Source organism: Candidatus Nitrososphaera evergladensis SR1 (genome assembly GCF_000730285.1).
Lineage (GTDB): Archaea > Thermoproteota > Nitrososphaeria > Nitrososphaerales > Nitrososphaeraceae > Nitrososphaera > Nitrososphaera evergladensis.
Map to the genome: position 1 here is coordinate 586,933 of NZ_CP007174.1, position 21,430 is coordinate 608,362.

Sequence of the window (21,430 nt, forward strand, 5' to 3'; positions counted from 1 at the left end):
TTCTCAAAAAGCGCGGATAATAAACCTACTACTACTATACTGAAGGCTTGCTCCAAAAGAGCTCGTCAAGGCTCTGCTGGCGGGGCTTGCCCAACACCGACTTGAAGTCAAAGCTGAGCGCTCCAAGCACCTGATCGAACGTTGACTCCATAGCCTCCAGGTATTTCTCTGTGTCAATCTCTTCGGGCTTGGCAAGCTCTACCGGCTTGACCCCGTCGCCGTTCTTTGTCTTGACGTACGAGATGATGTCGCCGGCCTTGATCTCCTTGCCCCTGTCTGCAAGCAGTTTTGCCGCCTTGATGTGCTGCGGCAGGCCCTTGTAGGTCTCTATCTGAGAGGCTTTGCCGTCCATCGTCTTGACAGAGTTTACTTTTTTGCCATAGCTTGCAAGCGACTTGTTTATCATGACGTTGAAGCTAAGGTCCGGCGTCGGGATCTTGTGCGCCTCCAGGTTCTTGGCGTCGCGCTGGATGATGTTCTTGATGCTCTCCTTTGCGCTTTCAAAGTCCTTCTGGGAGCCGACCCTGCCAAGTATGTTGAGGATCTCGTAGAATGCGTTGCGTATGAAGGGAGGCGTGTGCGACTTTTTGCCTGTCAATCCTTTGACGTCTACCGTGCCGTCCGGCAAGACGCCGAGGTAGTTCTTTTTCAGGTCGCTGAAAACGACGTAGCGATACTGCTTGTCTATTTCCAGGTCGACTCCAAGCTGGTCCTTAGCCCACCCGACTACCTTATTTATTGACTCTTGCGAAGGCTCTTTGAGAAAGAGCGAGTCGGTGTCGCCGTACACTACTTCGATGCCAAGCTCCTTGCACTTGTCTATAGTAGCATTGATGGTGTTCCTGCCGATTGCGGCAGTCGCGTCGGCGACAGGCAGGCAATACAATGGAAATATCTCGGCGCCCATGACTCCATAGCTTGCGTTCAAAATGACCTTGATAGCCTGGCTTACCACGTTGTAGAGCTGGCGCTCTTGTGCAGGGAGCGTCTTGTCCTTTGAGAGGAACTTGTAATAGTTGACCCGCAGGTCACGGAGCGAGCCGATAAGAAGCGACGAAAGCCCTTTTCTCTGCTGGCAGACCCAGTGGGTTGTGCCCTCTATCTTGCCTGTTTCTCTGCACCGCGGGTGCACGCAGTTTATCGTCTCGTACGAGAGGTTGTGCACCTTGATGATGCTTGGGTATAGCGACGCAAAGTCAAGGACGACGACATTAAAGTGGATGCCCGGAGTCGGCTCGACTACCTCCCCGCCGCGATACTTTTTCTCCTTGATGACGGCAGCGGTGGACGCAGTGCCTTTCTCATGCAGCTCGTCTGTCCGGGGTATCAACTCGTTTCTCTGCCTGTGCTCGTAGTACAGTATGCCCCTGATCCACTGGTTGACTCCAAAGCGGGCAATGTCGTCGACTGACAGGCGCCCTATTCTCGCAATGACGACCAACAGCTTCATGAGCAGGTTGTCGCCAAAGCTGGTTAGGCGGAACGTCAGCTCGGCGTCTTTCATGCAGTATTCCGCAAGCGTCTGCATCGGAAGGTCGCTTATGTCGCCTTCAAATTCCAGCTTGCTGTCTTCTAAAAGCGCCTCGCAGATGGCATTGAGCGTGAATTCCGTGTATTTCCGGCTAAACGCGTAGATCTGTATAGAGCGGTTCTGGAACGTGCGGAAAAGGTCGATGTGGATGCCGTGGCGTATCCCCACCGGCTCGGCCTGCATTCCGTGCTTGATGAACGACTCTTTCTTGATTATTATCGGAACGGCGTCCCTTGGGATTGCCTTGCCGTCGCTACTGATGCGCGCGTCCTGCGAGCGCGCATAAAGGTACGGAAGGTCAAAGTCGTCGCCGTTGAACGTCAGGATTATGGGATAAGAGTTGATTATCGCAAAGGCTTTTTCCAAGAGCTCTTTTTCATTCTTGCACACCTCGGCTTCCTTGACGAGGGGCTTGCCGTTGTCGACCATGTTCTCGCCAAGCACCAAGACCTTGCGCAGACCGTCGCTTCCCGCAAAGCCCACTGCGGTGACGCGCCTGTCGTGGTCGCGGGGCGTAGGCATCCTGCCTTCTTCTGACTCAACTTCAATGTCTACTGCAACCCTCTTGAGCTCAGGTATGGGCTGGTTGAGCAGGTTGGCCCACGTAGTCACGTACTGCCTGTATTCCTTGCCGCCCTCTCCTTCCTCCTTTATCTTGTCCCACAACAGGTTTTTGAGCTCAAACTCGACCTTGTCAGAGATCTTGTACATGTGCTGTTCTATCTTGTCGCCGTGCCTGACGTAATAGGTGCCCGGTATCAGGCCCCTGTCGTAAAGGTAGTTTTCATGATACTTGATGTCGGCCTCCCAGCAGCGCACCTTTTCGCGCAGGCTGTTGTCGGTGCCGCCTATTGAAAGCGGGTCCGGCGCAGTTATTTTTAGCACGTCAATTTCTTGGTCGGCGATTACGTCCTTTTTCTTCATGCGCTCGACCTTGTACTTTGTCTCCTTTGCTACTATCTGGTCAACCGTGTCGGCGTACTGGATCTTGCTATAGGCATACGGCACATGGCCTGTCCTGTCGCGCCAGTGGTAGATGACGTTGTCACGTGGGTCATAGAACTTTAGGTATACCTTTCTTTCCTCGCCAGAGTAAACTGCAGAAAGCAAAAGGGCCGGCCTGTCCTCCGGCATCTCGGGGAGATCGTCAAAGCGCTTTCTCCTTTCCTGTGTAAAAACTTCTTGCTGCGCCAATCCTCAATGACTCTCGCAACATATATCATATTAAACGTTTTACAGCCATCGTCATCATCATCATCATCGTTGTTCCAAGAACAAATATAGTCACGAGTGCGATCTTGTCTTGCGCTTGCACTACTCTGTCGCCGTGATAGGAGGCGGAATCCTCGGCACCTCGATTGCGTATTTCCTCTCCGGGCAGGCAAGGGACCCGGGCTCTGTAGCTCTGGTAGAACAAGAGCTTGACATAGCCCGGCATACTAGCAGCCGAAACACCGGCAAGGTGCACGCGCCCTTTCTCTACGACCCTGCAAAGAAAAAGCTGTTTGCCAAGGCCGCGTCGCTTGGCTTTGAAATGTGGGAAAAGTTCGCGCAGGCCCGGGGCCTTCCGTTCAAGCGCGACGGCGTACTTGAAGTGGCGACCGACGAGCGAGGCATGGACCGCCTGCACAAGTACATGTCATGGGGCGAGGCAAACGGCCTTGCCAAGGACGACTTGATGCTTCTGGACAAGGCCGCTGTCAAAAAGATGGAGCCAAGTGTGCAGTGCGAGGCGGCCATATACTGCGGCAAGGACGGCTCTGTTGACTATGGCTCGTTCTCACGCGCCCTCTTGCAGGACCTCCGGTCGTTTGGATGCGCAGTGCTCCTTGGCCACTGCGTCACGCGGATAGAAAATAACAGCAAGGCCGGCGCATACGTCATATCGACCCGGCAGGGCCGCAAGATTGAAGCAGAGTTTATCGTAAACGCCGCAGGTGGGAACGCGGTGGATATTGCGCACTCGATGAGCATCGCCCGGGAATACACCGACCTGCACTTCCGGGGCGAGTACTGGCAGGCGCCAGAACAGTACCGTGATTTGACTAGGCTGTCCGTGTATTCTGTTCCGCGGCATTCAGAGTATCCGTTCCTTGACCCGCACTGGATAGTGAGGGCGGATGGCAGGCGCGAGGTGGGGCCAAACGCCGTGCCCGTCTTTGGGCCGTACGCCTATTCTCTTGGCAGAAACATTGCAGACATGCTCCCCAAGATAATCGAGTCGTCGGCGACAGGCGCCCGCAAGGTGTTCTTTGACAGGCAGTTCCTGTCGCTTGCAAGCACAGAGCTGAAAAGCTCACTTTCAAAAACTGCGATGATAAACAGGGTCAGGGAATTTCTGCCCGCACTAAAGCCTTCTGCCTTTACCGAGCGGGGAACGGCAGGCATACGCTCGTCTGTCATTGACAGCGAAGGCAAGTTCGTCCCTGACACGCTCATCCTAAAACGCGATTCGTCTGTGCACGTGCTGAACTACAATTCGCCGGGCGCAACTGGCGCGCTCCCGATGGCCGCAAAGGTGGCTATGCAGGTGATAGAGGCAGGCGTGCTTGCAACAACCTCAACAGGCAAAGCCCTGACAATGTGGGACCCTGCGGAAATAGCACTTAGGATGTCCTGATGCGCATATGCGAACAAACTATGGTCTTGGTAGGCGAGGGACTGTAGATATGTCATGCAAGAACAATAATGAAAAAGATAAGCAACTCGTGTATTAGCTAGATGTTGTTGTCCATCTATCTGCATCCATTGCATCAATGGAATTCCTGATAGCAGCGGCTGCCAGCTGCTTATCTTCTGTTACAAAAGAAAGGTTATGAATCAGACAGTAGTGAAGGTAGCTTGCGTCATAGAAGGTTAGGTTTTCTTTCTTTGCGAGTTCAAATATGTCTAGTAGTAACGCTGGATTGCACTGATAAGTTAGAATGGTTATTTGCTCTGCAATCTTTTCATATGCGTGTAATAAGAGCTTTGTACCCTCTTCTGCTGATGGTCGAGGAGAAGAATCCTTTACATTTCTCTTTCCAAGAATATTCAAAACTGCATTACCGTATTCGTAGAATGTAAGGTCCAATATGTGGCATTTTTTGCTTAGTCTCTGGTATTGCTTGGCCTTTAAAATGTACAATAACGAACTAGTATCGAACAGAAAGCTATCTTTCTTTGTCATATGCCTGTTATCCCGTCGTTATTATCTTGCTTCTCTGCTTTTTCGAACTGCCGTTACAATATCTTGTTTGGTTACATCTTCTAGGACATCTGCAGCCTTCTCAAGCATCTTCTTGCGCTCTTCTTTTTGTAACTTTTCCAGTTCTTCTTCGACCTTTTCCTTTGCAATCTTTGAAACGTTCAATCCGTACTTTTTTGCTAAATCTTTTAGCTCCTTGCTTAGCCTAAAGCTTACCGTCTCTGTGGCCAACAATTCACTTTGTGTTGTTTACAATATAATGTTTACGCATGCAGTATACAAGTGTATGTTTTCAACAAACATCCCAACTATCCCAAGTATTTGTGTACCTGTGCTTTGGAGTTTTGATATATTGTTGAACATATGCCTGTGTATATGCTTGATCATTTTTAATTAGGGGTGTTAACGCTAGCAGTTGCGGTTGTGTTCAACGAGCTAATACTTGACGCCATTAAGAATAGGGAAGCCAAACTGGCACGTTTGAAAGACGCAAATCATAATCACATAATTGCAGAAGCAAAATCTCGCTGGGTAGCTCATGATGCCAAGCCACAAGTTTGCATGTCCGCAGGAGTAGATTCTAGCTGGAATAAGCGGGCACTACAGGGCTTTGACCTGTATGCGATAGCGGCAGTGGCAGTCACGAGCACAAACGAGATCATCGCAAAAGAGTGGGACAACGACATAGGTGGTTCCATCCGCGCCGAGCAGCTAGAATCAAGGGCGATGGAAATGGAGTCTTTAGTGGCACAAAAGGCTCACGCAAGCGGAATGGTGAAAATCGTGTGCGTAGATGGCTCGCTGATTTCGAGATTGCTAAAGAGCACGCCTAGTGTGGCAGTAGAGACTGTCAGAAAATATGGTGACGCCATATTCATCTCCAAGACATCTGAAAGCAGGTCGCAATTTGGCGCTCTGGGCTCAAGGGCAGGCGACATCTACTACTACCGGCAAGCGACCATGCAAGCAGGGTTTAGTGTGCCTGCGCAGGTTCAATCCAGAGGTGGATCTGTGTACGAAATCTACATGCGCCTTCGAGCTGGTATGCCTGTCCTTCGCGTAGAGCTAATAAAGGGATCCTCGTCTTCGTTTGCCAGTGCATCGGAGCAGGAAATAAGGAACATGATGGATCTGTTACGGTACCATTCTGTCTCTGGATATCCATACTGCTTGAAACTAGCGCACAAAAACTGCAAGATAAGCAATGATGATATAGACAGACTCGCAAGCATATACGGCTTGCAAAATGAACCCGGGGCGAGGGATGCGTTAAATGAATGATAATGATGATAATAAAAATAATTATGAACGGGCCGTAATCGAAGAGCTTGGGATACTCGTTGGAGTGGCGAAGCCCGACCAAGTTACAGTCGAGGCCAAGCGTCCGATAAGTATTGGTGAGTATGTTATTTTAAAATATGGAAGGGGAAAGGTCCTTGGTCTTGTTGAGCGCTCTTCTATAGCAAGCGACGCGCTTGGCTCCCACATCCGCAACTATGAAGAAGCATCAGAGAGCAGGTTGGTCGCACAGGCAAACCGTCATGACAAAAGCTACAAGGCCAATGTGCGCGTCCTTGGGTATCTCGATGAGTTGAAAAAATGCAAGGCCATAATTCCTGCGCTGCCGCCTGAACCTGGCACGCAGGTCTTTGAAGCCTCACCGGACGATCTACGTACTATATTTGCACCAGAAGGTCCTCAATGGTTGAGAATAGGGACTCTTTTACGTAACACCGAGGTCGAGGCTCGGATAAACATAGACAAGGTTGTCTCTAGGCATTTGGCAGTGCTTGCCATGACTGGGATGGGCAAGAGCAACCTTGTGTCGATGCTTGCAAAGGAGGTGGCCAAGGTCAACGGAACGATGGTGATTTTCGACTATCACGACGACTATTCTACGCTTGAAATGGGCAGGTGCATCAACTTGATGCCTGCCAAGATAAATCCAAGGATGCTTCCGGCAGACAAGCTGGCAGAGGTAATTGAGATTCAGGAAAATGCCACAAACCAGATTCATGTTGTAAGGCAGGCTCTGACAGAGGGCGTGCGCCAGAGAAAGGGAGATGATTTCTGGGATTCGCTTTCAGCAGGAGTTCGTGATGTCGGAGCGGAGGACAAGATCTACCGTGAGGCGGCCGCAAAAGTGGAGGACAAGATAGATTATGTGCGCAAGAAATTTGGCGGCATTTTAGATCCGGGCATGGCCGACCCACTTGCCCTGATAAAAAACGGCAAGATAAACATCATCAATCTCGTAGAACTGACAGAGAAGCAGGCCAACGTTTCTGTTTCGTATTACTTAGAAGAGCTGTTAGACGACCGCAAACGCGCCACTAGGCAGGCCAAAAACAAGTCGCCTTCGCAACAGGACATAAAGTCTCCGCCAAGGTTCACGGCGCCAGTGCTTGTAGTCATCGAAGAAGCGCACATATTCATCCCAAAGGACGAAAAGACGGAAACAAAGCACTTTGCATCCAAGGTTGCAAGAGAGGGGCGCAAGTTCGGATTGGGCCTTGTCATCGTATCGCAGAGGCCAAGGAGCATTGACGCCAACATCCTAAGCCAGATGGGGTCGCTTGCGGTAATGCGCATGATCCAGCAAGATGACCAGATGCAGGTGTCAGCAGCAAGTGAGGCCCTCAGCAGGGACCTGATAGACCAGCTTCCATCCTTGAATCCTGGCGAGGCGGTATTTGCAGGACAGTGGGTCAACCTGCCGGCCTTTGTCAAGGCAGACGAAGTAAGGGAGCGTAAGATAGGTGGAGACCAAAAGGCGGTCGAGCAGTGGGGTATGCTTGCGGAGGCAAAGGAGATGGCAAAAGAGTCGTCTGATTCGTACGTGCCCTCTGGCTACATACAGGAATAGGACAACGTGCATTGGAATGAAGTGGTGACTATGACAGTATCCCTTATTGTGATCTGTAAATAGCTGTAAGTGTATGTAACAAGTGCGCATATTTGGACACTACAACAATACAACTCGACAAAAGCGTCAGCGACAAATTAAAGGAACTCAAGCTATATCCTGGTGAATCTGCAACAAGGTTGTGGAGCGAATATAATGTCCACAAAGCCCGACGAGGGTAAATTGAGCGAAGGGACGATAATGGATATAGAGCAAAGTCTTGAGGATGCCAAGGCCGACAGAACACTGTCAATGAAGGAAGTCAAGGAAAGATTCAAGCTAAATGACGACTTCTTTTGACATAAGGTAGAAACGGAAACCATATTCAAACAGCTGCAAAAGCTTACTCTGAGGCAAAATATTTGTTGTAGTCATCAGATGCTGCTGCACGTTGAGGATGATCTGCTATTGTACGAGTGTTGACAGAGCTGAGTATGGCTTTGTTTAAAAGTTACTCGGCCATGTTCGATTAGACAACAAGTTCAGAATTCTGGCGCTAAACCTCTGGTTTTTTATACAACGCCTTAATCTTGGAAATGGTTAAAAATAGTTTAAAAGTTTACATTCGTAACGAAGAAGAAAATTCACTTCACTGCACACGCAAGAGACCAAGCAATAGCTCGCGGCATAGATCAATCAGAAGTAAGACGAATACTTGAAAAACCGGATGGAATTATATCTGATGCCCACGAGGGAACACGCCATTGTTATGGTAGAGCTATTGATCCGTACACGAAGCAGGAAAGGTATCTCATAGTCATCTACACAAATCTTAATAACTTTATTAAGGTCATTACTGTCATGTGGACTGATAAGGGAGGATTGCGGGCTCATGGCTTTGGTAACATTTGATCCTGACGCAAAGACGATGTATGTTTCACTTGAAAAGAAAAAAGTACGCATTGCCAAAACAATTCCTATGGGAGAGGGAAAATATCTCGACGTCACAGAGAATAACGAACCAGTAGGACTGGAAATTATTCTCCCAAGGAACGTCTCAGAAGAAGTGGTTGATGCAATTGTCAACCGTGGAAAATCCAAGATAGAAGTCAAACATTAAACTTGACTTCCAACATCTTTTTCAAGTCATAGAACCCAGATTTTTCGATGTTGCAATTACGACTGCGCACGAAGAAACTGAACCGCATAAAATATCATTACAGGATTAAAGGGCTGGTAACTACAGTACATTCAGTTTGTGCTGGAAGCAAAAATACAACATGCTTTTGTCTATGATGTTTCGCATGGGCAATATGTCTATATGACTAATGGGTGTCGGTGACTTTGCACCGGATGCTCTGCTGATGAACGTCGTGTATGGTTTGCCATCAGCCGAATAGTAGGTGAAGCTGAAAAGCACAGCAAGAATTCAAAACCTTTAGTTTAGAGAATATTGGATACAGAGCCGATCCTGAATGCTGGTCGCTCATGTTTCCGACCTTCACCTTGGATATTCGCAGTTTGGGCTTGAGGAGCGAGAGGAAGACGTTTACGCCACGTTTAATGAAGCTGTCGACATCTCGATAAGGGAAGGGGTGGAACTAGTTATCCTTGGTGGTGACATTTTTCATACTCCTCGGCCTAATGGCAAGGCCATAATCACGCTGGCAAACGCGCTTAAAAAACTCAAAGAAAAGCAAATCCCTGTGGCATACGTGCTTGGCGAGCACGACATCAGCAGGATGCGTGATGTACCACTGGCGCATGTATTTAGCAATCTCGGGCTTGCTAAAAAATTACGGCTAGACGAGCCTTTTGTTGTGGGCGACTGCGCGGTTTATGGTGCCGACAAGGAAAGACGCAGCAACATCGATGCGCTGCTCGAACGCCTGCATAATATCGAGAAGATGACAGGTAATCGAGAAAAGCGGAAGAGGATCCTTGTACTCCATCAAGGGCTTACCGACATGAACAAGTTTGCTGGCGAAATAAACTCCACAGACTTGCCTGCAGGATTTGATTATTATGCAATGGGTCACTACCACGACCATATCGAAAAGAGGTATCAGAACCTCGGCGGGGCGCTCTTGGTGTATCCCGGCTCTATAGAACTGACGCCTAGTGAGGGCATTAAAGAGGTGGACAAGGGTTTTGTACTGGTCGATATGTCCGGCCAGGAAGCCACCACCAACTGGGTTACACTCTCCTCCCGTCGACCGCAATTCTCCATGAATATTGATTATGATAGGCTTACCGAAGGTATTGATGACATCATTTCCAAGGCATCTTCGTTTGCAAAGAAGCCTGTGGTAAAGGTGCTTGTAGACGGCAAGAATCTTGATCCCAAGGTCATCGCAGCAAATTTGAGGCGACTGAACGAATCATGCCTCCACTATGTGTGGCAGCCTGCCGATGAGCAGCTATCGTCATCCTCCCTTGCATTTGATGAGCGGCCTGCAGACCTTGACGCAGAACTTCTAAGACTGGCTAAAGACGCGCTGGGATCAGAAGAAGCTGCCAACTTGGCAGTCAGAGACCTTTTGCCACCTGCAGCAGGCGGAAATGCCGGAGCCGTGCTTGACATTGTCTGGGATATTTTCAAGAAGAAAAGGTTGAGTGGAGATAATGATAATTCTGATGCTGCTTTAGCAGCGGCTGATGATAATAACAATAACAGTACCCCGCAGAATAATGAAGGAAAAGAAGAAGGAGGCGTCGTAAAAGGCCCATGATAAAAGATCTAGAGATGAAGGATTTCATCTCCCACAAAGACACCCGCTTGGAATTTGGCAAGGGGATCACGATATTTGTCGGCCACAATGGTGCAGGCAAATCTTCTGTAATTGATGCCATAACGTTTGCGCTCTTTGCAGAGCATATGAGAAGGACGAACAAGAACCTTGTAAGAAGAGGCTCTGGCACCGGCTCTGCAATGGTGAGGATGCGCTTTTCTCTCAACTCAAAGGAGTTTCAGGCTACACGGTCAGTATCTGCGGCAGGGTCGGCTTCTTTTTCCCAGCTAGAGCTTGTGTCAGAGGGCGGCAAGTCGGTCAGCAAAAAGCTGGCCGGGGGCGAACGCCGGCAGTTTGGCGAGTCAATGAGCGTCGAAGTTGCCAAAGTGCTGGGGCTAGACTACAAGAAGCTACAGGTGGCAGCAGTCGTCCAGCAGGGTGAGCTGGCAAGGATAGTGGAGGCGCAGCCCAAAGAGTTCAAGGAGCTTTTGAATGGGCTCATTGGCATCGACAGGCTTGACCTTGCCTTTGCCACGATGAAGGACGTCATCTCAGGATTTCGACTGCGCCTTAAAAGCGAGATTGCCCCGGACAGGGGCGGTTATACAGATGAGGACCTTCCCCGCGTGAAATCGCAAATATCAGAGGCAGAAAAAAAACTCGCTGAATCAGAGAGGCTTGCCGGAGAATACTTGGATGAAAAAGTACGCCAGGACAAGATGCTTCAGGAGATAGACAGAGAAATCGAGGCGATGGAGCCCCTTAGGGAGAAGGCAGCCGAGGTGCAGGCAAAAGAAAAGCGTCTTGTGCGATACATAGCTGAAAAGCGAGACCAGGTGGGCGCAGAACTTGCAAGGATGGAAAGGGTTGTCCGGGAGGCCAGAGGTGCTCTTGCCCTTCTGGAGAGAAAGGAAGAAGCCTGCATGAGGCTTCAGATGGTAAAGTACGAGCTCGAAGAGGTGCAAAAGCAGATCGAGGTAAAGGAAAGGCAGGCAGGCAAGCTCCGGGGATTTGTGGAATGTGCAAGCAAGATAAAGATAGTCGACGGGAGGTGCCCTGTCTGCAACTCTGTAGTTGTCTCCAAGATAAACGAGATGTTTGACGGCGAGCACATTCAAAGCGACATTCGCAAGATAGAAAATGACAAGTCAGCTCTGCAGGCAGAGCGAATAAGCCTAAAGAAGGAGGAGCAAAAGCTCACCGAAGAGGCCAAGGCCATCGCGGGGGCAGAGTCATTTCTCTCTGCCAATTCGATAAAGACCGTCGATGACGTTGTCAGAATAGAGTCGGAGCTTGGCCCAAAAAAGAAGGCGATTTTGCGTCTGCCAAAAAGTGTGGCAAGCGTTGGAAGCGACCCGTTGCAACTTGCAATCGATGAGGTATCCCGGTCGTTTGCCGACGAGATAGTGTCGCTTAGAGCGCTGACTAGGAGCTTTAGCATGGCCAGATATACAGCGGCAAAGGATGATAGATGGAACACCGTCCAAAAGCTGCAAAGCATAAGCTCCAAGCTTGGTGCATACCAAAACGCTGTGCAGGAACTAAAGCAGGCCATTGATTCTGACAGAAAATCGCTTCAAGAGCTAGAGCACGCATCAGAGATTGTGAGAATGCTAGAGCGCATTCGCTCTACGGTGTACAATCGCGACGGGTCGGTGGGAATGAGCCTTCGGTCGTGGGCGCTTGCAGTCATTTCAAGAAAGGCGTCAGAATACGCTGCACTGTTTAACATTGGAATCTCTAGGATAGAGCTAACAGAAAAAGCCCGTGAAATAGCAATTACATGCTACGGCAAGAACGGGGAGGTGGACATGGACTCGCTCTCTGGCGGAGAAAAGGTGGCAGTGGCCCTTGCGCTCAGGCTTGGAATAGCACAGATGATGGGCTCAAACAAACTAGATTTTGTAATACTTGACGAGCCAACGACCCATCTGGACGACGAGCGCAGAAAAGCCCTTGTCAAAATAATTTCAGAGGCCTTCAGAGAAGGCTCAGGTCCGCTGTCACAGATGATAATAATCACACACGACGCAGAGATATTTGAGGATTCGGAAGTTGATGCAGTGTTTAGATTCACTATGACTACAGAAGGATCTAGGGTAGTACAGGAATAATTTGGCTTGTACGTGCGGAGAGGTGTGTGTGCTTCTAGCGGAATGTTCATCTCTTGTTTCCTTAAAAGAATTGATGATTTTATTAGAAAATAACTAATCGTGTTGTTTTGATGATCTTTATTGGATATCGTCATTATCTGTCAGAATTTTAGAACATTGGATTCCAGCAATAATTCCAAATTTGTGCTCGCCATGTGAAACATTCAATATAGTTTCATAACGTGTTACAAGATAATATTTTTCTAAATTATCTGTTCGGTCTGGACTCCGTTTTGGTGGTGGCTCGGGTATATTGACTACTTTTTGCAATCTCTAGCCAAGCAACTCCTATAACATTTAGTGGAAGTATATATTGTGACGCGGATTTTTTCAAAGTTACAATCCAGACAAGCCCGCCTCCTCATGGACTCTGAACCTAAGAAAAATATGTACTATCGGATAAGAACATCATCTTTAACGGTCTAGCATTGGAGCGAGAGAGAGGCGCCCGCCCAACTCCTGCTTCCTGCAGTTGACCCTTGTGTCTTCTCTAAACAGTTAGAGTCGCCGGTAATGCTAGTTGTATGAAGTAAGGAAAGTGTCGGCTGGATCGGATTGTTGAATCTATGATTATGCCGATTCTACTATAGCCTGATCTAACTCCTTCTTCCTTCCCAGTATTTCAAGTGATTCAAACCAGCATACTTTTTGAATACCCTGGATGGCCTTTATCTTCTCAGACGTCTCCATAAATTCCTGATTACTTTCTAGTATAGCTTCAATTTTCAGGTCTGCACCATCTCCAAATGTACGTGCAACGGCAATCACTTTTTCAAGACCAAGAATCTCATTTGCAATCGCATTCTTATCTACAGCTCCAAGCGAAACAATGAACGTAACCTGTCTCTTGCCAAACTTTTCATATTGAAGGGAGTAGAATTCATTTACAAACTCGTCTTCTAACCTCTTGCGTCTACGCTGGACAGTGGTAATTGGTATATCGAGTTCTCTTGACAATTGCAATGACGATGGGCTGCCATTTGACTCCAATAATGCCTTCAATATCTTTTTGTCGATTGAAGATAGACCAGAACTGACTTTTTTTGCAATTTTATTGGCTGCTGCCGAGCCAGCATTTGCATTCATTGCTCTATTAAGCCCAAAGAGCAAATCAGCGAGTTGGTCTACTGTGAGCGTTTTGAAAAATTCTGGATTGATCTCTAACTTTGACAATTCCTCTTCTAATGCCTGTCGCGAACTGTTGTAAGTTTGAGCTTTGTATTCGACAACTGCAGCGGATTCCGCGTCTGACATTCGTTAGGCTATAATAATAGAGACATTTAAATCTTTCTTTAAATCTACCTTTAAACGATAGACAATGCCAACAGTTCTTTCGCTTTTGGTGCTAGTCTTTTCAAGTCTGCCTGCTTTAGACTGATGTACAAGAACAAAGGAAATCCAATCCAAATAGTTGGTGGCAAAATTATGAGGGTTCAAGGACGAGCGTAAACCTAGACTTGGGTTAACTGGCATCATTTACCTGCATTCCACCCAAATTTTTCTATCGGCAGGCCAAAATAACTCTGCCATTTTCCTGTTAGCTTATGGAAAAAGAAAAGTGTCAAAATTGTAATGGTCCTGAACATATCTTGCTTCGTACGACTGCCGCAAGATGCAAAAAATGTGAAGGCAATGGAAAGATTAACATCAGTACATTGAGCAACTACTCTTGGATGATTATAAAGCGCGCGCACAGCTTTATTTGCGCTTGGTGACCCATTTATCACCGAAGCTAGTTAGCCAGCTATAACTACCGTACAAACCAAAGAACAAGTTTGGTTGCACACAGCGTGCGACGCTTCTTTTGACTCTTACGATTCCTTGGCCGCGGCACAGACGACATGCATAGTGCTTACGCGGGCTCAAAGGGAACAGAGGGCGAGAAAACCCCGAAAGACATGGCGCAGAACTAGCTACCGTTCTACAAAGACCGCCCTGCCGGTAAAATGGCTCTGCAATTGGCAGCTCCTCTATGTATGTATGAGCGACAGCAGAGACAGAATGAACATAGTACAATTGTCAGCCTGCTTGTGGCCGCTGCCACTGACTTTGCCGTTCTCCGCAAAAATGGCTTAAACGAGTATCGAAATTATGCGCTCCGACTGGAGACGGTGTCGGGGAGGGAAAAGTTAGACATAATGGATTGTATGTATATGATGATGTATGCAGGTCGCAGAAGATGTGATATATCCAGTGCAAATTCTCCAAACTTGGAAGTATCATTTTACCTCCACGTCGCAGGATCATTCATATCCGTTCCTGGCGGATGGTCCTTGTGAGTAGTCAAGTGTGCTAATTCATGTGCTGCAACTTCGCCGCTAAAGGCAGAAACGGCCCATCCTTCAGAGATAAAGGCCTTGCCAAGTGAATTCTTGTGGTTGAATGAATCCACGGTTCCTAAAAACAGCTTGAAGTCCCTATCCTTTGCAGGGTTGCGCAAATCATATGTAAATACCATTTTGTCATCCGGGTATAATGTGCGAATCAGTTCTACGTTGTCTCTTACGTTCATAACGTCGCCGGCAGATGGAAAACAGACGATGTCATGCCTGCCAATGTAGGCTAGGTATGCAGTAGCACTAGAGATATAATCTGACAGAACCTGCGTATTTTCATCGCAATATTTCGCAGGTCCGGTGACAAAGATCCAAGTGTGCGTTTGCTGCGGCTCTTCTTGACCAAAGGCCAATGACGTAATAGCCGAGTTTGAAACCAATCCAAGAACTACGGCAAGCGTAATGTACGAAATAGTTCTCTTCATACCTAGCACCATTCTCTTCTGAAATTAGCCTCATGAGCCTCACAACATTCCTGGCAGGTGCACCAGTGTTTTCTGCCAACGGTAACAAGTGGTGCTTTTTCGCCACGCTTTTCATCGGAATATGCTGTTATCATTTTTGATTTGATCACCAGGAAAAAAGAGAGAAGAGAAGAGAGGGAGGAGAGTTAGCTGCCCCTCAACAGCTCGTCAAAGTGCTCAAGCAGCCATACCATCTGTCCGTCTGTCAGGTCGCCGCTATGAATGCCTTTGAGGTCAAACGACATCAAGAGGTCAACAAAGTTCACTCCAAGCGGACCTCGTACTGCGTTGTAGAGTGTTACACCTGTTGTGCTCTCTGGAACTTGCGTAAAGTCCATATCTGCTGTCTTGTCTGCAAACTGGATTGCTACGCTCCAACTGTGCGAGTTGCCTACATGAGACTCCTGCTGATTATCGTCATTACCGCCGCTATTGTTGGTGTTATCGTTATCATTATCATCTTGTACACCTTGGTTGTCGTTATCATTTCCGCCGTCACTGCCATTATCTCCGGTTCCTTGATCGTCATCGCCTGAACCACTTCCGTTATCTCCGATACTGTTGTTATTGTCGTCATCGTCTTCATCGTCGGATGGTGGAGTAACTACTACAACAACTTCGTTGACTGTGATGCTTACAGTTGCATCTGGCGAGTCATTTCCGCCCTTGTGTGTGTGGAAGGTAAACGAGTCTGTACCAAAGTAGTCTGTATCGGGCGTATACATCATGTTGGGAGCCGTTCCTGTCAGTGTTCCGTGTGTTGGATTCGTTCCGATTTCATAGGTGAAGCCACTTGGCCCAGAGCCTGTCAGAGTAATTTCCACAGATGTATTCTCATCGATTACTACGCTCTGACTATCGGCAGAAAGGTTGCCATTGTTTCCATTGCCATTGTTTCCATTGCCATTGTTTCCATTGCCATTGTTTCCATTGCCATTGTTTCCATTGCCATTGTTTCCATTGCCATTATTTGCTGCAAGTGCAGGCTGGCTTATAACAAAACCAAATGCCAACACCGCTACGAGTGCGAATATGGCTATTCTCGACTTGTCCTCGGACTTACGGTATGTAGTCATTTTAAGTCATGTACTACTAGTAGAAGCTTCTAGAACAGCAACAGACCCGTTTGAACTAACTTCGTTGAATAAAAATAACCAGAAAACTGCTTTCCTGTGAAAAGGATCCTTAGAAAAATGTCAATGCTACTTTATATATGAGTATGATTTTTTACCCCGAACTAGCCGTTGGAGAACACCTCACAATCTGGCATGGCGGGGTAGAACACACGCACACAGAGAGATTTTTCTTGTTTACTTTTGTTTGCAGACCTGCTCGGCTAATCCTGTCATTTGAGATGTTAGAATGGCACTAGTATAACAGAAAATAGGGTAAAACATTAAATAAAATCGCTATTTTATCAAGTAAGGCCGTTGACAAAGATAAAAAATCTCATTGATTATGAATTGAGCTCAATAACTTGTTTTGTGAATTAAGCTGTGAAGCATGCGCAACTTGTACGCCCTCTATAGACGGTCCGGCGATCAGGTCGGAAAGGCCAAATGTAACTATATGATGCATAGCGCAACACTTGTGTCACTCTAGCGAGATTTTTTTCGCACATTGTTGAATATCTTCAATATTTCTGCTCTTGTACTCTCTTCGAGAATCTCTGCGCTATATCAGTTAAATCTTGATGATGAAGTGCTTTTCTTGGGAAAGAGGGAGGGAGAAAGAAGTAGTATGGGCAATCCAATCTACTCTAAATACACGTACTGTTCTTCATGTGCAAAAAGACGGCCACTAGGAATACTTTACTGTCCAGAATGTGGCAGGCGGGTAAGAACGCACAGCTCTCACCGCAAGAACCGTCGTACCAAAGTAAGCGAAAACATTCAGTTTCACATTCGCTAATTTGCTGGTGGCTAATGCTTTGTGAGGTAGACACAAAGGGGTAAGAGATGAAAGTCTCTTTGCATTTGACAATGACAAGAGCATCAGTGTTCCAAAGCACATACGTGCGTATTTTATAGAACTTTGTGACATGTTGGATATCCACTAATTATATTAGTGATCGGTAGAAACAATGATTGACGTAAGGACCAACAACTGCCCGCGACCTTTCAAAGGTTTGCTCAAAACGTGTGTTGATTACATGAAAGGGCGCGGGCTCCTCTTTGAAAATAAAACATGCTGTGCTGTGGTCGCCGTTCTCCCCTCCCCTCTACCTCATCTTTTCTGCGCCAAAAAGGCATGAATGTGAGAGTGCCTAAACAAGGATCAAAACATGCACCTTGTCTTGGAAACTTATAGAATTATTTGCGGTATCACGCTTGCAGTAATGATATTAGTAGTTTTGAATGCTTTGATGCTACAGAAACCATGAGCATAAGGTAGATGCTCTGCGTCTCGCCTAACCAAAGTAAGTCTGGAACTGGCATCGTTACTACGGGGCGCAGACATCTACTATCCATTTTTCACATGCTGATGGTGGTGGTGGTGCTGAAGCACATACGCGCGCTATATCAGATAAAAGAAACATAGTCGTCGAGCAAGCAAAAGGCACGAAAACGCGTTTTCGCACTCACAAAAAGAAACATGTGCGCATAGAGATGCAGAGAACTAGACCCAGCTGAACTTCTTTCGTTCCTTCACCCCCCTCCGTAGATCTGCAGGAGAAAGAGGCAGAAAGAAGCAGAAAGAGCGAAGTTATTTCCTAATTACCTTGGGGCAATCGACAGTATTGCTCTTGTAATAACGTTATTAATCTTTTAAGAAAGTTACAACCGACCTAGGTCAGGTTAATCCATGACTGCGTTCGCGCCTCTCTGCCTTGTGGCAGCTGGATTCGCATGGCCTTGCCCCTAAACAGAAGGTATGAGAGGCGACGCGGGCGTTAGCTGTTATTGTTATTGTTATTGCTGTTGCTTACTATTGCCGCTCTTGATATTATCGAATTGGCCATGATTCCAAGGTAGGCGGCGCCACTCTCCTCGTCTTCTGCAGTAGATGCAGAGTTTCTGATTCATCAACTGTTCAAGAGTCTGCCCTCTTGCTGGCCTTACAAAATCCTTTTTTCCACACCTGCACTTTACGTAACTGTACGACATCAGGAGACAAAGCGCGCTTTGTACTATATGCATAGTAATATCGAAGGCGCTATGTAAGCTGACATGCAATTAATAAATTATATAAAAAAATGATATAATTTAAGCACACTAATCTTATTAGCATAAAAATAGAATTGCTTCTACCCACGTTAGGCCGAATGCAACCAGCGTCTGCCCCGCGCCCCTCTGTTCTCAGTCTTGCTAGGGATAGACTTGTCTGAGCTAGTGTGATTCGAACCCAAAAAAGGTTGTGGGGTTAGAGGTCTTGAAGTATAAAGGAACTATGAAAAATAATAAAAAATTCACATTAGGATAACTTGGCTTGACCAGTAGACTCCACAGTGTCTACAATTCTTACTCAAGCTCGGAAGTTTACGTGCAGAAACAGAGAGACCCTCTGATGTCGACAATTATGAAATATCAAATTCTGTAGAAATACCCAGAAGAGGCAGAACGATAGGGAACCAAGAATTCTTTTTGTCTGTATCGTCCCTCCGACGGCATCACGCTTGTAATCGATAATCTTTCATTGCTTGGTTGTCTATCAACGCCTATAGTTCTGACTCGCCGATATTCTCGAGTACCTTGTTAGTCAGTGACAAGCTTTTTTGAAATTAAGGGAGGAGGTATAAAATAGCTCCTCCAAAGCAATCTCTCGTATTTGCCGTTCTTAATCGATTGAGAGCCTATCCAGAAGCTACAATTGTAGGCTTCTCATATTATCGCATTTTGTCTATGGCTCATTTCCATAATCTCCTCCGCATAAATCATGGTCAGAGTCATAAACCCTAATCCAGTTTCCATCAGCATTTGTATAGCTAGCTGCATATCTGTCTCCTGTCCAGCCGTTGCTTCTCTGCCCCCTGCATAGCTGTATCGGAAGAGCTGTTCGATGGACTTTGGGGTCTCTATGACATAGTTAGGTGCGGGCAATTCTTCAAGATCTTACATCTGCATTGCGCTCATTCCAATGTTTTATCAATTCATAATATAACGAATGAATCTCGCTTGCATCAAGGAATCCAAGCTATCTCCAAGAGTTGAATGATTCATGGCATTCTATACTTGGTTTGGTATTTTTGTCCTATCATCGTAATTGTCTAGTCACAAAGTATATTCTAAATTGCAGCTAGGAGCAGCTTTTTCTCATTGAGACATCTTGTGCAGTTTCTGATCAACACAAGAAAAAATCCAAAGACGTTTCTCACGCTCGACGCTTATTTTCTATAGGCCGAGGTATAACTAAGACTCAGCTACAGTAAAAGACTATAGAAAACTGTAGCCAATATCACAGAACTTTAATAGTAGAACATTCGTTTTAGGGAACAATGATGCCTTATTGGCTGAAAAACGCCACAGAAAGGATTCAGGACCAAGCGACAAATGGGAGCATGGGCAAAATAAGATGGACCTCTTTCTTTATGGCTAGCATACTTGTGTTCTCCATAGCGCTGGTAACACTACACAAAGTGCAAGCCGACTCCATCATTGATTTCAATGGAGATGGCTACGCCGACATGGCCATCGGAGTTCCTAACGAATCTATCAGTGGGATCAGAGGAGGAGAAGTCAACGTGATTTATGGCTCTTCTTCAGGTCTTGATGCCGCTGCAGCACAGGCAGACCAAGTTTGGAATCAGGATCTAGGAACAATAGCAGATAGCGTAGAAGCAGGAGATAACTATGGATGGTCGCTTGCAGTAGGCGACTTCAATGGTGATGGCTACAGCGATTTGGCCATCGGAATTCCCGATGAAGACGTTGGAAACGCCACTGACGCAGGGGCTGTAAATGTCATCTATGGCTCTGCCTCCGGCTTGAGTGATACATCACCAATAGCTAACCAATTCTGGACTCAGGACTCTACGAGTATAGCAGATACCGCAGAATCGGGCGATGCATTTGGCTTCAGTTTGGCTGGAGGCGACTTTAACGGTGATGGCTACAGCGATTTGGCGATAGGCGTTCGTACTGAGGATGTTGGTGCCGTCAACAATGCTGGTGCAGTCAATGTTATCTACGGCTCTGCCTCCGGCTTGAGCACTTCGGCTCGAGTTGCCAACCAATTCTGGAGTCAAGGCTCTGGTAGCATAGCAGATAGTGCAGAAGACGGCGACGTATTTGGAGAAGCAGTAACTACAGGAGACTTTAACGGTGATGGCTACAGCGATTTGGCAATTGGAGTTCCAAGCGAAGATATTGGCGCAGTCTCTAATGGAGGTGCAGTCAACGTCATCTATGGGTCTGAGGACGGCTTGAGCGCTACCTCTCCCGTATCCAACCAATTCTGGAACCAAGATTCTACTAGCATCGCTGACACGGCTGAAACACAAGATAGTTTTGGGACATCAGTCACTGCTGGTGACTTTAACGGTGATGGGTACAACGATTTGGCAGTCTCGGCGTCGGGTGAAGGCGCAGTCAATGTTATCTATGGTTCCTCCTCCGGCTTGAGTGCCACAACTCCCATCGCTAACCAATTCTGGCATCATGACTCGGGCGGAATTCTGGGAATAGGAAGTGAAGGAAGCTTGGGTGCGCCTTCAACAACAGGTGACTTCAATGGTGATGGCTACAGCGATTTGGCGCTTGCCGCCCAAGGCGAATTCATAAACTTCCTCACGTCCTCTGGCGCAGTTAACATACTCTATGGGTCTCCAACTGGTTTGGGCGTGCTTCATAACCAATTCTGGAGTCAGAACTCGCCAGGAATAGAAGAGACAAGTGAATCAGGCGATGTTTTCGGTAGCGGCATAGCCGCAGGCGACTTTAACGGTGATGGGTACAACGATTTGGCGATAGGAATACAGTTTGAAGACTTTGGAACTGTCACCAACGCGGGTGCGGTAGAGGTCATTTACGGATCACCGTTGGGACTTTCTGCAACTATCAAGGCAGACCAATTCTGGACTCAGGATTCAACAAACGTGGAGGATGTGTCCGAAACTGACGACCACTTTGGTTTCAGCCTGGCCTCAGGTTCAACGGGACCAGGATTGTGACACAAGACAGAGAGAACAAGATTAGTGCCAGCCATTAATGCAGAACTATCTGCATCCCCCTCTCTCCTTTTTT

The 21,430-nt window shown here is 47.2% G+C and carries 17 protein-coding genes; 9 read left to right on the top strand and 8 right to left on the bottom strand.

The annotated features are described in order from the left end of the window. Nucleotides 1-34 precede the first annotated feature (34 nt). Complete coding sequence (locus NTE_RS02925) at nucleotides 35-2,725, bottom strand: DNA-directed DNA polymerase I (protein ID WP_226987135.1); 2,691 nt, start codon at nucleotides 2,723-2,725, stop codon at nucleotides 35-37. 115 nt (nucleotides 2,726-2,840) lie between these two features. Between NTE_RS02925 and NTE_RS02930 the strand changes: the two genes are divergently transcribed. After that, nucleotides 2,841-4,151: an NAD(P)/FAD-dependent oxidoreductase gene (locus NTE_RS02930; protein WP_148699668.1), complete on the top strand. Its 1,311-nt coding sequence runs from the start codon at nucleotides 2,841-2,843 to the stop codon at nucleotides 4,149-4,151. Nucleotides 4,152-4,244: 93 nt separating this feature from the next. On the opposite strand, the gene NTE_RS02935 is transcribed toward NTE_RS02930, so the two are convergent. Further along, on the bottom strand, nucleotides 4,245-4,700 hold the full coding sequence (locus NTE_RS02935; protein WP_148699669.1) for a type II toxin-antitoxin system VapC family toxin: 456 nt from the start codon (nucleotides 4,698-4,700) through the stop codon (nucleotides 4,245-4,247). 21 nt (nucleotides 4,701-4,721) lie between these two features. Further along, entirely contained in the window at nucleotides 4,722-4,949 is a 228-nt protein-coding gene (locus tag NTE_RS02940) for a type II toxin-antitoxin system CcdA family antitoxin (RefSeq protein ID WP_158385039.1), read from the bottom strand. A gap of 330 nt (nucleotides 4,950-5,279) precedes the next feature. On the opposite strand from NTE_RS02940, the gene NTE_RS02945 reads away from it, so the two are divergent. The 7 genes from NTE_RS02945 (at nucleotide 5,280) to NTE_RS02970 (ending at nucleotide 12,409) form a co-directional block, all read left to right on the top strand. Continuing rightward, nucleotides 5,280-5,999: a DNA double-strand break repair nuclease NurA gene (locus NTE_RS02945; RefSeq protein ID WP_148699671.1), complete on the top strand. Its 720-nt coding sequence runs from the start codon at nucleotides 5,280-5,282 to the stop codon at nucleotides 5,997-5,999. After that, the gene (locus NTE_RS02950; RefSeq protein ID WP_148699672.1) at nucleotides 5,992-7,584 is read left to right on the top strand and encodes a helicase HerA domain-containing protein; all 1,593 of its coding nucleotides are present in this window, start codon (nucleotides 5,992-5,994) and stop codon (nucleotides 7,582-7,584) included. The genes NTE_RS02945 and NTE_RS02950 overlap by 8 nt, the downstream gene beginning before the upstream one ends. 195 nt (nucleotides 7,585-7,779) lie before the next feature. Beyond that, nucleotides 7,780-7,923, top strand: a complete 144-nt coding sequence (locus NTE_RS16300; RefSeq protein ID WP_158385041.1) for a hypothetical protein — start codon at nucleotides 7,780-7,782, stop codon at nucleotides 7,921-7,923. Nucleotides 7,924-8,205: 282 nt separating this feature from the next. Then, the gene (locus NTE_RS17530) at nucleotides 8,206-8,475 is read left to right on the top strand and encodes a DUF4258 domain-containing protein (protein ID WP_148702000.1); all 270 of its coding nucleotides are present in this window, start codon (nucleotides 8,206-8,208) and stop codon (nucleotides 8,473-8,475) included. After that, complete coding sequence (locus tag NTE_RS02960) at nucleotides 8,456-8,683, top strand: DUF2283 domain-containing protein (protein ID WP_148699673.1); 228 nt, start codon at nucleotides 8,456-8,458, stop codon at nucleotides 8,681-8,683. Before NTE_RS17530 ends, NTE_RS02960 begins: the two co-directional genes overlap by 20 nt. A 355-nt stretch (nucleotides 8,684-9,038) precedes the next feature. Then, on the top strand, nucleotides 9,039-10,295 hold the full coding sequence (locus NTE_RS02965) for a metallophosphoesterase family protein (RefSeq protein WP_148699674.1): 1,257 nt from the start codon (nucleotides 9,039-9,041) through the stop codon (nucleotides 10,293-10,295). Then, nucleotides 10,292-12,409, top strand: a complete 2,118-nt coding sequence (locus NTE_RS02970) for an AAA family ATPase (protein ID WP_148699675.1) — start codon at nucleotides 10,292-10,294, stop codon at nucleotides 12,407-12,409. The genes NTE_RS02965 and NTE_RS02970 overlap by 4 nt, the downstream gene beginning before the upstream one ends. A gap of 609 nt (nucleotides 12,410-13,018) precedes the next feature. Here the strand turns inward: NTE_RS02970 and NTE_RS02975 are convergent. From NTE_RS02975 to NTE_RS16305, 5 genes are all read right to left on the bottom strand, one after another. Next, nucleotides 13,019-13,702 carry an Lrp/AsnC family transcriptional regulator gene (locus tag NTE_RS02975; protein ID WP_148699676.1) on the bottom strand — a complete coding sequence of 228 codons (684 nt, stop codon included), beginning with the start codon at nucleotides 13,700-13,702 and terminating at the stop codon, nucleotides 13,019-13,021. Nucleotides 13,703-13,705: 3 nt separating this feature from the next. After that, complete coding sequence (locus NTE_RS02980) at nucleotides 13,706-13,924, bottom strand: hypothetical protein (RefSeq protein ID WP_148699677.1); 219 nt, start codon at nucleotides 13,922-13,924, stop codon at nucleotides 13,706-13,708. Then, nucleotides 13,921-14,175 carry a hypothetical protein gene (locus tag NTE_RS02985; protein WP_148699678.1) on the bottom strand — a complete coding sequence of 85 codons (255 nt, stop codon included), beginning with the start codon at nucleotides 14,173-14,175 and terminating at the stop codon, nucleotides 13,921-13,923. The genes NTE_RS02980 and NTE_RS02985 overlap by 4 nt, the downstream gene beginning before the upstream one ends. Before the next feature lie 497 nt (nucleotides 14,176-14,672). Beyond that, nucleotides 14,673-15,209 carry a hypothetical protein gene (locus NTE_RS02990; RefSeq protein WP_148699679.1) on the bottom strand — a complete coding sequence of 179 codons (537 nt, stop codon included), beginning with the start codon at nucleotides 15,207-15,209 and terminating at the stop codon, nucleotides 14,673-14,675. Nucleotides 15,210-15,394: 185 nt separating this feature from the next. Continuing rightward, complete coding sequence (locus NTE_RS16305) at nucleotides 15,395-16,324, bottom strand: Ig-like domain-containing protein (protein WP_158385043.1); 930 nt, start codon at nucleotides 16,322-16,324, stop codon at nucleotides 15,395-15,397. 3,359 nt (nucleotides 16,325-19,683) lie between these two features. Here NTE_RS16305 and NTE_RS03005 point away from each other — a divergent pair. Next, nucleotides 19,684-21,357, top strand: coding sequence for an FG-GAP-like repeat-containing protein (locus tag NTE_RS03005; RefSeq protein WP_148699682.1), 1,674 nt, complete (start codon nucleotides 19,684-19,686; stop codon nucleotides 21,355-21,357). The last annotated feature ends 73 nt before the right edge of the window (nucleotides 21,358-21,430 follow it).